This window comes from Kitasatospora sp. NPDC048298, assembly GCF_043201465.1.
GTDB lineage: Bacteria > Actinomycetota > Actinomycetes > Streptomycetales > Streptomycetaceae > Kitasatospora.
The window spans coordinates 70250-85712 of record NZ_JBICYZ010000006.1; the positions used below are offsets into that span (position 1 = coordinate 70250).

Consider the following 15463-nt stretch of genomic DNA (forward strand, 5'->3'; position numbering starts at 1 on the left):
TCGAGCCCCCCCCGGGGGGCGTGCTCAGGCCTGGCGGCTGGCGGCCAGAGCCGTCTCGACCCCGTCCAGGATGACGTTGACGCCGCGGGCGAAGCCGCTGTCCCGGCCCGCGGCGACCTCGTCCGGAACCTCGGTGGTGTACAGCCGGTGCAGCCGCGGGAAGTCCCTGGTGGCCTCGATGACGGCGGGCAGCAGCTGGTTCATCCACTCCTGTTCGTCCTGGCCGCTGCGGGCCAGCGCGTTCACCCAGGAGGCCTCCACGGCGGCGGTCCCGATGGTGTAGCCCATGACCGCGTTCATCGCGTCGTTCGCCTGGCCGACCTCGAAGCCGGCCGTCTCCAGCACGGCCAGCAGGGCGTCGGAGAGCCGCATCCAGTTGGGGCCGAGGTAGATCATCCCGACGTCGCCGATCACCGAGACCATCCACGGGTGGCGCATGATGGCCGCGCGCATGCTCTCGGCGCTTTCCATGACCGTCGCGCGCCAGGCCTTCGGGTCCTCGGAGCCCTCGGCCCGGGGCTGCGGGAGGGTGCCGAAGACCTGGTCGACGACCAGGGCGAGCAGCTCGTCCTTGTTGGCGACGTGGGTGTAGAGCGAGGTCGCGCCGGCGTTCAGTCGGGCGGCGAGCTTGCGCATGCTCAGCGCCTCGATGCCGTCGGAGTCCAGCAGCGCGAAGGCCTCGGCGACGATCTGCTCGCGGCTGAGGGTGGGCTGCTCCCTCCGTCGCTGGGGCCGGCTCCACGGCAGGGGGATGCCCGGGGTCGTACCGTCCTCTGATTTGGCCGCCATGTGGGCCCTCCTCACCAGTCGTCCGGACCCGGTCCGGTCCGGCGCAGCCCGCACCGGCTGCTGCGAACAGTGTACGGCGGTGCGAACGGTGTGCGGAGACCGAACGATGTGCGGAACTCCGAACATTGTGCGGAGATCGAACGGCGTGCGCCGTTGCGAACAGTGTGCGGTGTCCGTACAGTGTTCGGAGCGGCGCACACCGTACCCCTGGGGACGGAGGTCGGTGTGCCCGCGACGACTTCCGCGCGGCCAGCGGCCCGCGCCCGATCCGGAGTTCATCCGCAGTCCAAAGGGGGAAACGCCGTGGAACGTCATCCACAGCGCTGGCTCATCCTGGTCGTGCTCTGCCTGAGCAGCCTGGTGCTGGTGATCGACAACATGGTGCTCACGGTGTCCATCCCGCCGATCGCGGAGGACCTCAAGGCCGGGGCGCAGGACATCCAGTGGATCATCGACTCGTACATCCTGGTCTTCGCCGGCCTGCTGCTCACCTCGGGCAGCCTCTCCGACCGCTTCGGACGCCGGAAGGTGATGATCGTCGGCCTCGTGCTGTTCGGCGCCGCCTCACTGGTCGCGGCGTACGCCGGAAGCCCCGGTGAGCTGATCGCCGGGCGCGTCCTGATGGGCGTCGGCGGTGCGCTGGTCATGCCGAGCACGCTCTCCATCCTGATCACCGTCTTCGACGACGAGGAGCGCCCGAAGGCGATCGCCGCCTGGACCGCGGTGGCCATGATCGGCCTGGTCGGCGGTCCGGTGCTGGGCGGCGCGCTGATCGCGCACTTCTGGTGGGGCGCGGTCTTCCTGCTCAACGTGCCGATCGCGGCGGTCGCCATCCTCGCCGCGATGCTGCTGATGCCGGAGTCCAAGGGGCCGTGGCGCCGTCCCGATTTGTTGGGCATGGTGCTGTCGATGGTCGGCATGGCGGCCCTGGTCTGGTCGATCATCGTGGTGCCCCGGGACGGCTTCACCAGCCCGAGCACCCTCGGCGCGCTCCTCCTCGCCGTGGCCGCGCTGGTCGGCTTCGCCGTCCGGCAGGTCCGCACCGACTCGCCGATGGTGCCGCTGAAGCTGTTCCGCAACCGGGTCTTCACCGGCGCCAGCTTCTCGCTCGTCCTGCTGACCTTCGCCACCGGCGGACTGATGCTGGTCCTCACCCAGTACCTCCAGTTCGTGCTGGAGTTCTCGCCCACCGACACCGGCCTCGCCTTCATCCCGCTGGCCATCGCCTCGCTGGTGTTCAACGCGCTGGGCGCGGTGCTCGGCAAGAAGGTCCCGGCGCGGGTGCTCACCTCGATCGGCATGCTGATCATCGCGGGCGGCTTCGGGCTGCTGGCCACCCTCTCGGTCGGCGACGGCTTCACCAAGGTCGCCCTGGCCATGCTGGTGCTCGGCATCGGCTCCGGCCTCGGCATGCCGGCCGCCGCCAACGCGCTGATGGGCGCCATCCCCAGCGAGCACGCCGGCGTCGGCTCCGCGCTCAACGACACCATCCAGCAGTCCGGCGCGGCGCTCGGCGTGGCCATCCTCGGCACCGTGCTCTCCAGCACCTACACCGGCGCGATGCCCGACGCCGCCCCCGACGCCGCCCGCTACGACATCACCGGGGCGCTCGCGGTGGCCGGCTCCACCGGGGACGGCGGGCTGGTCGCGGCCGCCCGGGAGGCGTTCAACACCGCCACCTCCACCACCTTCACGGTGGGCGGTCTCGCGGTCGTCGCGGCCGCGGCACTCACCCTGGTGCTGATGCGCGACGGGCGGAAGGGCCCCGACGCGGGGGCCGAGGAGCCGGCGGAGCCCGCGTCCTCGCCGGTCGGCTGACCTCCCCCCTCCGGGCCGATGGCCCCGGCCGCCCCAACGCGGCCGGGGCCATCGGCGTGCGCGCGTCCCCGGCCCGCGGCGCGTAGCCTCACGCCGTGCACTCGTCCTCGGCGTACCAGGAGCGCGCGTCCCGGCTGCCCGGCGCGGTCGTGTGGACGAAGCGCGCCGTCGGGCGTACGGGTGCGGCCCGGGCGCCCGTTCCGACAGCCGTCCTGCCCGCCCTACCCGTCCTGCCCGACGGCTGCATGGACCTGTTGTGGACGGAGGGCCGGCTGCTGGTCGCCGGACCGGACACCCACGCCTTCCACCCCGACCCCGCACTGCGCGGCCCGTGGGCGGGCGTACGCTTCCGCCCCGGCGCCGCCCCCGCGCTGCTCGGCGTCCCCGCCCACGAACTTCTCGACCGTCGCGTCGAGTTGGCCGACCTGCGGCCCTCCTCCGAGGTCCGGTGCCTCACCGAACGCATCGACGCCGCGCCCGACCCGGCCGCCGCACTGGAGGCCCTGGCCCTGCGGCTGGCGGCCGAGGCCCGGCCCGAGGACCCACTGGTCCGCGCCGTGGCCGCCTCGCTCGCCGCCGGACGCTCCGTCGCCGCGACGGCCGAGACGGTCGGCCTCGGAGCGCGACAACTCCACCGCCGCTCACTGGCCGCCTTCGGCTACGGTCCCAAGACCCTCGCCCGGATCCTGCGCATGCAGCGCGCCCTGGCACTCGCCCGCGGCGGCGTCCCGCTGGCCGACACGGCGGCCCGCACCGGCTACGCGGACCAGGCCCACCTGGCCCGCGACGTACGGCAGTTGGCGGGCCTGCCGGTGACCGCGCTGCTGCGCTGCTAGGGGGTGTCGCCCTGGCTCCCCTGCAGGGGAGCGAGCAGATCCACCCCGTTGCCGTCCGGATCGTGCACCACGGCGTACCGCTGCCCCCAGAAGGCGTCCCACGGCGCCAACTCCCCGTGGTACCCGGCGCCGGTCAACTCCCCGTACAACGCGTCCACCCCCGCGGGACTCCCGCAGTGGAACGCCAGCGCCGTCCGGGTGCCGCCGCTCGGCGGCCGCCAACCGGGATGGAACGACCGAATGGTGGCCTCGGCATCGAGCACCAGGAGCGGCCCGCCCGGCAACTCGCCCTCGACGTGCGGCTCCCCCTCCGCCCCCTCGGGAAACCCCACCCCCAACCGCCGGTAGAAGGCAACCGACGCGGCCACATCCGAAACGGCCAACCCGACGAAGGCGAACCGTGGTACACGTGTACTGTCCATGCCCGCCACGCTAGGCATCCGTCACCCACCCGGTCTTGAACGAATCGGACACCCACCACCGACCGCCGCCCCGGCCCCCGGCGGTGTGCCGGGTGCCGGGGCGGGCGCACGGGAGGTCGGGCGGGGCGGTCTCTGCCGTTTCGGGCCCGACCGGCCCTCGTCACGCGCCCGGGGCTCAGCCGCCGCCGTAGGTGCTCTGGGTCACGGCGAAGACGTTGCGTCCGCCCGTGGTCTCCTGCAGCGACCACAGCAGGTCGGGGTTGGTGGCGTCCTCCCAGTAGGAGAGGCTCTCGCCGCCGCTCACCCAGGCGAAGGTCGAGGGGCCCGCGGTCGGGGTCCAGTAGTAGAGCTGCTTCTGGCCCGAGGAGTTGAACCACCACCGGCCGTTGTGGGAGGCCACGCCGTTGAGCCTGTACCAGGGCAGCTGGAGGGCCTGGCTGGCGGTCGTCGTCGCGGCGAACGTCGTCGCCCCGGTCGCGAACGGGAAGCGGACGGCCCTCGGCGGGCGGTTGGGGTAGTCGGTGCAGCCCGACTGGCAGGTGTACTCCGCCATCACGATCGACTTGCTGACCCGGTCGAGGGAGACCGAGGACCACACCAGCTTGTCGGCGGCGGTGGTCTGCGCCGTGATCGTGCCGACCTGGGGCAGCACGTAGGCGTAGTTGTGGGCGTAGTAGGTGGTGCCGGACTGGCGGCCGATCTGGTCGGCGGTGCCACTGGTGTCGGTGTTCAGGATCTTGCGCATGTCGAAGACGCGCATCCCGCGTCCGGTGTCGGCGACGTAGAGGTAGTCGCCGTACCAGGAGACGCCGCCGGCGTGGATCGGGATGTCCTTGAAGTCCGGCGCCTCCGCGGTGCCGGTCGGCTCCACGAGGAGGATCTTGCGGTAGGTGTTGGGGTAGGTGGCGTCCCAGTCGGCCAGGGTGATCCGGCTGCGCTGCTGGGCGCCGTCGCAGCCGTCCTTGGTGTACCAGCTCACCAGCACGAGCTGGTGGCCGTCGTAGTTGCCGCTGTTCGCCGTCCCCACGGCGTCCCGGCTCGTCGTGATGCCCTGCGGGACACTCTGGCAGTCGGAGTTGTCGCCGTCGTCGAACCGGAAGCCGGTGGACAGGCCGGCGACGGAGAAGGACGAGGGGAGCGCCTGCCGGGTGTGGTTCGCGTTCTCCATCACCGTGTGCACGGCGGAGGTGCCCAACGTCGTGACGAGGGCCGAGTTGAGCGTGTCGAACCGGTGGTAGTCCGCGGTGAGGGTGTAGTCGGACGCGGTCAGGGCCGTCGGCGCCGTGGCGGCCGCCGCCGGAGGCGCACCGGCGAGCGCGCCGGTGACGAGCAGGCCGGCTGCTAGCACCGCTCGTGCCGCGGTTCTGACGTGACGGATCATCAAGGCTTGCCTCTCCGTGTGAGTGGATCAACGGGGCCACTCACGCTAGGGGCGCTTTGAGCATGTCCGCAACACCCCGAGGAGGCCGGGGCGGCCCCGCGCTCCGCTTGCCGGAACGTCCGGAACGCGTGGCGGGCGACGACGAAGGCCCGGGCCGCGTGGTGCGGTCCGGGCCTTCGTGGAGGCGGAGGACACGAGAGCCGAACCGAGACCGAGGCTTCTCGGGCGCGCGGCTCGGAGGAGCCCGTCAGTCTGCCACGGAGGCGAAGCCGCGGATCGGCGCCCGGACATCGGCCCCCGACGTCATCGGGAAGCGGGGGCGGCAGTGGCCTCCAGCGTCTTGCGGATCGTCCGGACTCCCTGGTCGACCATCGCGGCGATGGGCTCCGCCAGGCCGTGCGGCTGCACGTCGGTGATCCAGACGAAGCGGCTGCGGCCGCCGGCGTCGGCGAACACCTGCATGGAGGCGTGGTGGTGGAAGACGTTCAGGGAGCCGTCCACCACCGCGTAGGCGATGCGCCGGGCGTCGTCGTCCAGCGAGACGATGAGCTCGCGCACCACCGTGCCGTCCTCGAAGGTCACCCGTCGGACGTCGCCTTCGACGTGGGTGTCGGTGACGAAGCCGGGGGCGAGTCTGCGGTGGACCTCACCCCAGTCGCGGATCGCTGCCCAGATCTCTTCGGGGGTGGCGTCGATCGGGACAGCTCGGTGAATGGTTGCCACGGGGATTCTCCGTTCGTCTCGGACGGTCAGTTGGCGGCGGTCGTGGGGGCCGTGGGGGTCGTGGCGGTCGTGGCGGGGATCAGGCAGAAGGGGCCGCCCTCGGGGTCGGTGAGGACGACCCACTGACCCTCGCCCGGCTGGAAGGCGGGCCGGGAGGCCCCGAGGGCGAGCAGTTCCCCGACCGCGCGGTCCAGGTCGGGGACGGTGAAGTCGAGATGCAGGTGGGCGCTCCCCTCGGGCCACCCCGGCGTCCGGTAGCCCTCGACGCGGACGAAAGCCAGTCCCGGCCCCGCACTGCCCGCGCTGAGGGAGCAGAAATCCTGGTCGCTGTGGGTGAGTTCCCAGCCGGTGGCCTTCCGGTAGAAGTCGGCGAGCGCGACCGGGTCGGCGCAGTCGACGACCACGGTGGTGAGCTGTTCGAGAGCGGGCATGAGCGGACTCCTGACATCGCGAGATCGTGAACGACCGGAAGCCCCACGGGCTTCGGGGAAGAGCCTCGCCCGGCCGCCCCGCCCGGGTCTTGAACATCCTTGCGGGGGTGGGGTTGTCGGACCCGCCCCGTACCGTACGGACCGTGCTCTCCGTCCAACCCGTCGCCACCCGGCCAGGCTTCGACATCAGCGCGGTCGCCTGCCGCAGCGACCACACCCGCTGGTCACCTCCCGAGGTCCGCGGCTACCACCGTGTGGTGCTGGTACGGCGCGGCCGCTTCCGCCGCCAGGCCGCCGGGGCGGCCGTCGACCTCGACACGAGCCTCGCCTACGTCGGCACCCCGGGGGAGGAGGAGAGCTTCGCCCATCCCGCGGGCGGCGACCACTGCACGTCGATCAGCGTGACGCCGGCGCTCTGGCGCTCCCTGGCCGGGGACGGGAACGGGCCTTCGGCGGGGACGGTCTACGTCGATCCCCCGCTCGACCTCGCCCACCGGCGTATGCTCGCGGCCGCCCGCTCCGGGGACGTCGACTACGCCGTCACCGAGGAACTGCTGACCCTGCTCGCGACCGCTGTCACCCGCACGGTGCCCGGGCCGACGCCCACGGCGGGGTCCTCGGCCCGCGACCGGGCGCTCGTCACCGCCGCCCGCGAGGCGATCGCCGACGAGCACCCCGCCTCCGTCAGCCTCATGTCCCTCGCCGACCTGCTCGGTGCCTCCCCCTACCGCCTGAGCCGTGCCTTCCCGCGAGAACTCGGCGTCTCGGTGACCCACTACCGCCACCGCGTGCGCATCGGCCGCGCCCTCGACCGCCTGGAGGCCGGCGAGACCAGCCTCAGCGTCCTCGCCGCCGACCTCGGCTACGCCGACCAGGCCCACCTCACCCGCACCCTCCGCCGCCACCTCGGCCACACCCCGACCGCCCTGCGCCGCCTGCTGGCACCCGGCGAACGGGACGAGGATCGGCTGACGGTCGGATGACGGGCCGCAGCGGGATCGAACAAAACCGGGACCACGGAACGACGAAGGCCCGGGCCGCGTGATGCGGTCCGGGCCTTCGTGAAGGCGGAGGATACGAGATTCGAACTCGTGAGGGGTTGCCCCCAACACGCTTTCCAATTCTCTCGAACGGCGTCCGCCGGGGTTCACACCCGTCCTGACCAGCAGATGAGCAAACCGATGGACGGTGGCCGAACCCGGCTGGATGGGGACGAACGAGACCAAAACCGAGACCAGGAAGCTCCTCAAACGCGACAGCACGAGCGTGTTCCACGATGATGGGTTGACTCGCGAGGCACTGTCACACCTGCCGGTCACACTTCAGCCCATGGGTGTCAGATCAGACTTCTCACTGGACCTGCAGCTCAAGTACGTTCACGAGCAGGCGGCGAACGACGAGGTGAAGCGAGCGCTCACCTCTGTGCTCCAGCACATGAGAACTGGACGAGGTGGCCACCGCAGAGGCGGGAAGGCGCTCGTGCAACTCTTGGTGGAGGCGCGCGGGCACGCAGCCTCGGTTGGTGAGTGGGAGGTTGTGCGGCTGCTGCAGGACTCCCTCGATTACGCCGAGGAACGGATCCTGCAGCCGGAGTTCGACGAGAGATACCGACTCTTTCAAGACGGCATCCGCAACCAGCGGCTGCGGCGGTTTGTGGCGGGCACGCTTGAGATCAACTTCAAGTACGTCGCCGAGACGGGGCGCGAGTTCCTGGAGCAACATCCCGGTGCAGGTGTGGATGATCTGCTGGCCCATATCGACTCACTTAGCCATGACGCGCGGTACCTCGTAGCGCCGGAAGGCCGGCCAGGGCGCTACTCGCTCCTCCGCGGCCGGGCGGAGAAGATGGTGTGGCTGGAACGTGTGCTCCAGGAACGGATCGATATCGAAGACCCGAGTGAAGCTGCTCAGCGTATTGCCGCGTCACCAGAGGCATGGGCTCTCCTGGCCGCTGACCCAGATGGCCAGATGATCCTCCGGGCGGCCCAGCTTCAGCAGCGCTCGGCCCGTCTGGCTAGCCTGCGCAAAGTGGCGGAGGACAGAACAGCCACGGAGCTGGACCTACAACGGGCGCTGGAAGGGCAGTACTGGATCTTCGGTGGGCGTTTCGTTGGGGAAGCTGCCCAGCGCAGGTTGGTGTCCGGTGACGAGGTCGACATTCCTCTAATCCGCGGCGATGGAAGCCTTCACATCGTCGAGTTGAAGCGGGCCATGAGCATGAAGGGTCCTCTGGTGAAGCGACATCGCGGAGCCTGGGTGCCTACTGCTGAGGTGCACGATGCCGTCGGGCAAGCGGTCAACTACCTTGTCGGGCTGGATGAGAACCGTCAACAGATCTTCGAAGAATTCGGCATCGAGACACGCCGAGCAAGCGCCATCGTCCTGATCGGCCATCCAGCCGTCCAGCCGAGCGTTCTGGAGCGGGAGATCAACGAAGCGCTTCGGACGTTCAACACGCACGTGAATCGTGTTGAGGTCATCACGTACAAGGAGCTCATCGACAACGCCGGACGCTCCCTCGGGGATCCCTCCGGGACATAGTGGCTGCACCGGTGGAGGACGGTAGATGACAGAGGGCCCCGACCGCTCGGCGGTCGGGGCCCTCGTTTGCCCTGGCGGGCGAAGGCGGAGGATACGAGATTCGAACTCGTGAGGGGTTGCCCCCAACACGCTTTCCAATTCTCCCGAACGGTATCCGCCGGGGTTCACACCCATCCTGACCTGGGGTGGAGCGATCCGCTGGGCGGCGGCTGAACCCGGCTAGACGGTGGTGAATGAGACCAAAACTGAGACTAGGCGACCGGCTGGGGCAGCCTACAGGTGGCCGAGGGGCCTACTTCGGAAGGTCTCCCGCGAGCCACCCTTCCACTACTGAGAGTGCAAGGGCTTCCTGGAGCCAGGGGGTCGTTTTGATGATCGTGGTGAGGAGCTCGTGTGCCTGGTCGGGCGGGAGTAGCTCCGAGATCACATGGCTGCCGTCGCCGAGCTGGCTCCCGCTTGCGCAGTCGATGTAGATGTCGACGAGACCTCGTCTGGTGGGCGCCACCGCGATGAACGCAGTGCCGCTCGCCAGTGACTCGCCGACCTTGATCAAGTTCTGTTGAGGTCCGGACTTGGAGGTGGCGGCCGATCGCGTGCTGGCGGTGGGCAGCGGTCCTCCCCAAGCGCGCTCGGTGAGTTCACCCCACACTCCGGCGGCGACGGTGCGGGGATCTACGCCTTCGGATGGGGCGCAGTCCTTGTACACGCCATCTGGCTGCTCTGAGCGGTCATGCTCCTTGATCCAGAAGACGCGACGGGCGAACCGAAAAGGGGCTTCGCCTGCCGGCGCGTCCGGTTTGAGCATCGAGTACCCCACCCGCCGGCCATGCCCGTTCCAACGAACAGGGCCGCGACGGGTGCCAGCCGCCACCTCCAGATACTCGCGCACGTAGTCGAATTTGCTGATGCTCTCGGTCCAGACAATGCCGTCCTCGTGACGGATGAGATCTGGGTTCCTGTTCACGCACTCTCCTCCCGATTGGACCGTGGCAGAGCCTGCCCTCAGCCTGCGGGCATGAACCGTCCAGACTGCCTGTCTCGTCTCCAAGTCGACTGTGCTCGGATCGAGAGATTCGACGAGACAGGGCCAGGCGCTAGAATGGATCACTTGCACAGGCGCTCGAGTGCGATCTCAACGGGCATCGAAATCAGGCGATGGTGGGTGTGTTGAATTTCTATCTGCCGCGAATGTGAGAAGCCCCATTCTCTACGTCGTCCGGGTGGACAATAGAGTCCTGGATTCCCGCCGCGTGCATGAGTGAATTTACCGAAACCACTCTGGTGTTGCCGGCCCAGAGGATCCGAAAGGATAGGGATCCATCCCTGGCTTTCCTTGATGCCTGCGCTTCCGAGAGGCCGAGCACGCTGGCCGCTTGGGTGAAGCCTATGTGCGGCGGCAGAAGATTGGAAATCCGATAGTAAAGATTCCTCCCGTCGACCCAGGATCGCCCAACCTGCGTCGGGGTGATAACTGGGATGGGCGTTCCGTCGCGGCGTCCATCCCGGAGACTACTGTGGAGGCAAGTTGCGTGGTCCATTGCCCCCATTCGTTGCAAGAGGGACCCGATGCGCTCGCCGCGAATCCTCTCGTCGGCATCCGGATCCCTTACTGTGCCGACATCGATAATTGAGGACGGTCGCAGTGTGGGCACGCTCTCAGGGCCGCCCTCTGGAATGAAAATATCCACACTTTCTGCGCATGTTTCCGATGAGCCAGAATTTACTAGGCTTCGCGCGCTTGCAAAGGCATTGCGCATCATGATTTCTTGCAGTTTCTTGGGTGGTATTCCATCATCTGCGGATGTCCATGCCGCCAGGAGTCCTTCTATCATTGCAGACCTGATGTCGGAAACTTCATAATTCCAATTTCGGGCCAGTTCCTTTGACCATCCATTGAAGTATGGGGTCAGTAGATCCAGTGCGATCATCAGCCATTTCTCTCGATGCTGCTGTTCCCCATCCCTGGCCAGGGTCACCACTGATTCCCAGAGGCGCAGACTTGCTGTTGATTTTGAGCGCCCCAGGCGAACCTGACTGCGCAGTTCCTGGTAAGTTGGATGTTTCTTTATTGGGCAAAATCGAACATCGCCCACGTGTGCACATATGGGCGCTCCGCCGCACCTGAGAAGAATTTGATCAGTAATGACAGTGAAGGCATCGGGCATGGCGCTCCCTCTCGAGTCGGACCAGGTCTCAGGGAGATCATGAGGGTGACGTTCGCTCGTTTGATTCTCGTCGCTCAGATATGACCCGATCGAGTGAACCCTGCATGGTTGCTTGAGGGTGCTTCGTCCCTTGCGGCCGGTGAAGACCTTGAACGTGCCGAGACTGCAATCGGACTGACGGTGCGTCGTCTGACCTCGGTAGACTGTGGCGGGCGGGAGCTTGTGCCAGGTCAACGTGCCCTCCGCAACCAGGCCGCATCCTCCACGGAGATCAGGGGTTCCCCGGAGCCGGTGGGGAGCTTTCGCGCCGGTGGCTCATGCCCGCAGCTTCGAGCAGCTTGTGCCAGTAGGGGAGTTCGCGCACTTCGGCCTTCTTGTAGACGCCGTTCGACCGCAGCTTCTCGTACGCGCGGACGAGCCGCTCGGTGGTTCGCCGCGTCAGTGCGGGCACCTCGGTGTCGAGGATCTCCTCCCACGCCGGTGCCGCGGGGTCGTTCTGATCGCAGTGCAGCCGGTCGAACGGCAGCTGGCGGGCGACCGCCCAGACCACCAGGTCGGGGGCGTCCTCCAGCAGGTGCCAGTGATGGGCCGAGCGGACCCGGAGTATCTGTTCCAGGACACCGAGGATCGACCGTCGGAACGTGATGGCGATGCGGACACCGGTCGCCTGGGTGCGGTCGTTGAACAGCGTGAGGAAGGCGTGGCTGGACGGGTTCCGCCAGATCTCCTGCCGTCCCTCGTCCTCAAGCGTGCGGTGGGCGAGGTCGGGGTTGGCTTCGTGCGAGAACAGCGCGAGTGCCGTCGTAGCTTCGCCAATGGAGCACCCCTCCCGGCGCGGGCCGCGCTGCTCGCCGCGGCGGAGCCTGAAATTGCACTGGTCGTCACTGAACTGCTTGACGAGCCTGAGCATGACGGGGTGACGGACGAGGAGGTCCTGCGGTTCGACCGGGCTGCAGTAGAGGTGGGCACGGTCGTACTCGCTCCGGGCTAGTTCACGGGTCGACCCGGTGACGATACGGACGTCCAGCACCGCCCGGTCCAGGTGCTCGACGGACAGCTCTGCGGCGAGACGGGAGACCAGAGCCATCCGCTGGTATCCGTCGATGCACTCCGGCCCGAGAAGGTCGAGGGTCCCGCTGCTACGGGTCCCGTCCGGAATTCAGAAGACGTTGTCGGCTCCGAGGACCATCCGGCCCGTGACACCGAAGGCCTCCGGCCGTTCGCGCAGGACCTTCTCCATTTCCCGGCTCTGGGCCGAACCCACGAGGAACTCGCGCCTGGTTCCCAGCCGATCTGCCGAGTCGAGTGCTTTGGCGAGACCGACGAGTTGGCTGGCCGGTACACGGGCGTCCCACTGGTCGGTGCCCAGTCGGTGCAGGAGCGCCGTCTGGATTCGGTAGCCGGAACACAGGAGTGGCATGCCCGTCGGCTCCTGGTGAGCCGGGAAGGGACGCGTCACGGCGTAGGGGTTCACGCCTCTACAACGGGCGTCTCCTCGCTCAGGTGACGGGCCCTGCCCGGGGATGGGTGTGTTCTACGTGGAGCCGTACGTCAACCGATGTGATCGTGCTCCTCAAGGAGCGCGCGCACCGTGCTCACGGCGGCCTGGCCCACGCGCCGGCCCTTTGGGATCTTCGGCATGATGTCTCCCCGATGTTTCACGTCCGCGTCGTCTGGGCCCGGGACGGCTGTTGGCCTCGTGATTTTGCCCTGTGTCTCCGATGCTGTTGCCCGGAGCCGGGAAACGACGAAGGCCCGGGCCGCGTGATGCGGTCCGGGCCTTCTGCCGGCGGAGGATACGAGATTCGAACTCGTGAGGGGTTGCCCCCAACACGCTTTCCAAGCGTGCGCCCTAGGCCTCTAGGCGAATCCTCCGAGGGAGAGCTTAGTACATGTTTCGGGGTGCTCGCGACCACCTATCCCGCAGGCGGGAGGGTGGGGGTGGCCTGTGGATCGTCGGGGCGTGGATCCGGTAGTGTGGGGGTCAGCCCCTCGTGTGGCGTTATCTCTCTGAACCCCCCCAGGGCCGGAAGGCAGCAAGGGTAGGAGGGCTCTGGCGGGTGCACGGGGGGTCTTTGCGTTCCCGGGGCCCGGTAGGGGGTGAGGGGCGACGCGTTTGTCGGCCCGTCCCGATATCGTCGGTGGTGTGTCCCTAGCCCTGTACCGCCGCTACCGCCCCGAGACCTTCGCGGAGGTCATCGGGCAGGAGCACGTGACCGCCCCGCTTCAGCAGGCCCTGCGCAACAACAGGGTCAACCACGCGTACCTGTTCAGCGGGCCGCGCGGCTGTGGCAAGACGACGAGCGCGCGCATCCTGGCCCGTTGCCTCAACTGTGAGCAGGGGCCGACGCCGACGCCCTGCGGGGAGTGCCAGTCCTGCCGGGACCTCGCGACCGGCGGGCCCGGGTCGATCGACGTGATCGAGATCGACGCCGCCTCGCACGGTGGTGTGGACGACGCGCGCGAGCTGCGCGAGCGGGCGTTCTTCGCGCCGGTGCACAGCCGGTACAAGATCTTCATCCTGGACGAGGCGCACATGGTGACCTCGGCCGGCTTCAACGCGCTGCTGAAGGTGGTCGAGGAGCCGCCGGAGCACCTCAAGTTCATCTTCGCGACCACCGAGCCGGAGAAGGTGATCGGGACGATCCGGTCCCGGACGCACCACTATCCGTTCCGGCTGGTTCCGCCCGGCACGCTGCGCGACTACCTGGCGGAGGTGTGCGGCCGGGAGGGGATCCAGGTCGAGGACTCCGTGTTCCCGCTGGTGGTGCGGGCGGGCGCCGGGTCGGTGCGCGACTCGATGTCGGTCATGGACCAGCTGCTGGCCGGGGCCGCGGAGAGCGGCGTCACGTACCAGATGGCCACGGCGCTGCTCGGGTACACCGACTCCGCGCTGCTGGACGAGGTGGTGGACGCCTTCGCCGCGCACGACGGGGCGACGGTGTTCCAGGTGATCGACCGGGTGGTCGAGGGCGGGCACGACCCGCGCCGCTTCGTCACCGACCTGCTGGAGCGGCTGCGCGACCTGGTGATCCTGGCCACCGTGCCGGACGCCGGGGAGAAGGGGCTGATCGACGCCCCGGCCGACCGGGTCGCGGTGATGCAGGCGCAGGCGGACGCGTTCGGCGCGGCCGAGCTGAGCCGGGCCGCCGACCTCGTCAACACCGGGCTGACCGAGATGCGCGGCAACGCGGCGCCCCGGCTGCAGCTGGAGCTGATCTGCGCCCGGGTGATGCTGCCCGGCGCGTACAGCGACGAGCTGTCGCTGCAGGCGCGGCTGGACAAGCTGGAGCGGCGGGCCGCGGCGGGCGGGTTCGCCGCGCCGCTGGCGGCTCCGGTGGGCATGCCGACGGCGGCTCCGATGGCGGCTCCGATGGCATCCCCGGCGGCGGCCCCGATGGCGGTCGCGCCGGTGGCCGAGGTTCCGGCGGCTCCCGCCCCGATGCCGGCCGCACAGCCCGTACCCGCTCCGCAGCCCGCACCGGCTCCGCAGCCCGCCGCGCCCGCCGGGCCTGCGCCGGGTGCCTGGCCGATCCCGCGCAGCTTCCCGCCCGCCGGCGGTGCCCCCGCCGGCGGTGCCCCCGCCGCGGTTCCCGCGGCGCCGCCCGTGGCGCAGCCGCAGGCCGTCCCGGCCCCGGCCCCGGCCCCGGCCCAGGCGCCGGCTCCCGCTCCCGTGCCCGCTCCGGCCCCCGCCCCGGCGGCTCCGGGTGGGCAGCCTTCGGCCTCCGCGCAGCAGGGGGCCGCGCAGGTCCGGCAGCTGTGGCCGCAGATCCTGGAGGCGGTGAAGAACCGCCGGCGCTTCACCTGGATCCTGCTCAGCCAGAACGGCCAGGTGGCCGGGTTCGACGGCAGCGTGCTCCAGGTGTCCTTCATCAACGCCGGCGCCCGGGACAGCTTCGTCGGCAGCAACAGCGACGACGTGCTGCGTTCCGCGCTGGCCGACGCGCTGGGCGTGGACTGGCGGATCGAGTGCATCGTGGACCCGTCCGGCGGCGCCGGAGGCCCGGGTGGCGGTGTGTCGGGTGGTGGCGCCCAGGGCGGCGGTGGCTGGGGAGCCCCGGCCCGTCCGGCGGCCGCCGCGCCGTCGATGCCCGCCCCCGCGCCGGCGCCCGTGCAGGCTCCGCCGGTCCAGGCCGCGCCGGCGCCCGTCCGGGTGCAGCCCGTGCAGCCCGCGCCGGTGCAGGCCCCGCCGCCCGCGGCGCCGGCCCGTCCGGTGCAGTCGGTGGCCCCGGAGGACGACATCCCGGAGGCGGACGACCCGGACCTCAAGGAGGACGTGTTCTCCGGCCAGGAGCTGATCATCCGCGAGCTGGGGGCGACGGTGCTGGAGGAGATCCACCACCAGGGCTCCTGAGCG

At 69.5% G+C, this 15463-nt stretch carries 14 protein-coding genes, 1 tRNA gene and 1 other RNA gene; 6 read left to right on the forward strand and 10 right to left on the reverse strand.

What is annotated here, in order from left to right:
• Window positions 1-24: 24 nt before the first annotated feature.
• A complete protein-coding gene (locus ACGF0D_RS07255) occupies window positions 25-789 on the reverse strand; it encodes a TetR/AcrR family transcriptional regulator C-terminal domain-containing protein (RefSeq protein WP_392868382.1) in 765 nt (254 codons plus the stop codon).
• A 303-nt stretch (window positions 790-1092) separates the two neighbouring features.
• Here ACGF0D_RS07255 and ACGF0D_RS07260 point away from each other — a divergent pair, with 303 nt between their 5' ends.
• Together ACGF0D_RS07260 and ACGF0D_RS07265 are read left to right on the forward strand one after the other, a co-directional pair.
• Entirely contained in the window at window positions 1093-2607 is a 1515-nt protein-coding gene (locus ACGF0D_RS07260; RefSeq protein WP_392914246.1) for an MFS transporter, read from the forward strand.
• 95 nt (window positions 2608-2702) lie between these two features.
• A complete protein-coding gene (locus tag ACGF0D_RS07265; protein WP_392914247.1) occupies window positions 2703-3443 on the forward strand; it encodes a helix-turn-helix domain-containing protein in 741 nt (246 codons plus the stop codon).
• Here the strand turns inward: ACGF0D_RS07265 and ACGF0D_RS07270 are convergent.
• The 4 genes from ACGF0D_RS07270 to ACGF0D_RS07285 form a co-directional block, all read right to left on the reverse strand.
• A complete protein-coding gene (locus ACGF0D_RS07270) occupies window positions 3440-3865 on the reverse strand; it encodes a VOC family protein (RefSeq protein ID WP_392914248.1) in 426 nt (141 codons plus the stop codon). The genes ACGF0D_RS07265 and ACGF0D_RS07270 overlap by 4 nt on opposite strands.
• A 175-nt stretch (window positions 3866-4040) precedes the next feature.
• The gene (locus ACGF0D_RS07275) at window positions 4041-5246 is read right to left on the reverse strand and encodes a hypothetical protein (protein ID WP_392914249.1); all 1206 of its coding nucleotides are present in this window, start codon (window positions 5244-5246) and stop codon (window positions 4041-4043) included.
• Between the two features lie 303 nt (window positions 5247-5549).
• The gene (locus tag ACGF0D_RS07280; RefSeq protein ID WP_392914250.1) at window positions 5550-5969 is read right to left on the reverse strand and encodes an SRPBCC family protein; all 420 of its coding nucleotides are present in this window, start codon (window positions 5967-5969) and stop codon (window positions 5550-5552) included.
• Between the two features lie 26 nt (window positions 5970-5995).
• A complete protein-coding gene (locus ACGF0D_RS07285) occupies window positions 5996-6400 on the reverse strand; it encodes a VOC family protein (RefSeq protein WP_392914251.1) in 405 nt (134 codons plus the stop codon).
• Between the two features lie 143 nt (window positions 6401-6543).
• Between ACGF0D_RS07285 and ACGF0D_RS07290 the strand changes: the two genes are divergently transcribed.
• Together ACGF0D_RS07290 and ACGF0D_RS07295 are read left to right on the forward strand one after the other, a co-directional pair.
• Window positions 6544-7383 carry a helix-turn-helix domain-containing protein gene (locus tag ACGF0D_RS07290; RefSeq protein WP_392914252.1) on the forward strand — a complete coding sequence of 280 codons (840 nt, stop codon included), beginning with the start codon at window positions 6544-6546 and terminating at the stop codon, window positions 7381-7383.
• Window positions 7384-7588: 205 nt separating this feature from the next.
• Window positions 7589-8941, forward strand: coding sequence for a Shedu immune nuclease family protein (locus tag ACGF0D_RS07295; RefSeq protein ID WP_392914253.1), 1353 nt, complete (start codon window positions 7589-7591; stop codon window positions 8939-8941).
• Between the two features lie 292 nt (window positions 8942-9233).
• On the opposite strand, the gene ACGF0D_RS07300 is transcribed toward ACGF0D_RS07295, so the two are convergent.
• From ACGF0D_RS07300 to ACGF0D_RS07320, 5 genes are all read right to left on the reverse strand, one after another.
• Complete coding sequence (locus ACGF0D_RS07300; RefSeq protein WP_392914254.1) at window positions 9234-9905, reverse strand: DUF6009 family protein; 672 nt, start codon at window positions 9903-9905, stop codon at window positions 9234-9236.
• Between the two features lie 211 nt (window positions 9906-10116).
• Entirely contained in the window at window positions 10117-11106 is a 990-nt protein-coding gene (locus ACGF0D_RS07305; protein ID WP_392914255.1) for a hypothetical protein, read from the reverse strand.
• 271 nt (window positions 11107-11377) lie between these two features.
• Window positions 11378-12193, reverse strand: a complete 816-nt coding sequence (locus ACGF0D_RS07310; protein WP_392914256.1) for a hypothetical protein — start codon at window positions 12191-12193, stop codon at window positions 11378-11380.
• Window positions 12194-12265: 72 nt separating this feature from the next.
• Window positions 12266-12526 (reverse strand): hypothetical protein, encoded by a 261-nt coding sequence (locus tag ACGF0D_RS07315; protein WP_392914257.1) that lies wholly within the window; start codon window positions 12524-12526, stop codon window positions 12266-12268.
• A 370-nt stretch (window positions 12527-12896) separates the two neighbouring features.
• Window positions 12897-12981: transfer RNA gene (locus ACGF0D_RS07320), tRNA-Ser, on the reverse strand.
• Window positions 12982-13092: 111 nt separating this feature from the next.
• On the opposite strand from ACGF0D_RS07320, the gene ffs reads away from it, so the two are divergent.
• Together ffs and ACGF0D_RS07330 are read left to right on the forward strand one after the other, a co-directional pair.
• An RNA gene (gene ffs / locus ACGF0D_RS07325) (signal recognition particle sRNA small type) lies at window positions 13093-13183 on the forward strand.
• Between the two features lie 69 nt (window positions 13184-13252).
• Window positions 13253-15460, forward strand: coding sequence for a DNA polymerase III subunit gamma and tau (locus ACGF0D_RS07330; protein ID WP_392914258.1), 2208 nt, complete (start codon window positions 13253-13255; stop codon window positions 15458-15460).
• The last annotated feature ends 3 nt before the right edge of the window (window positions 15461-15463 follow it).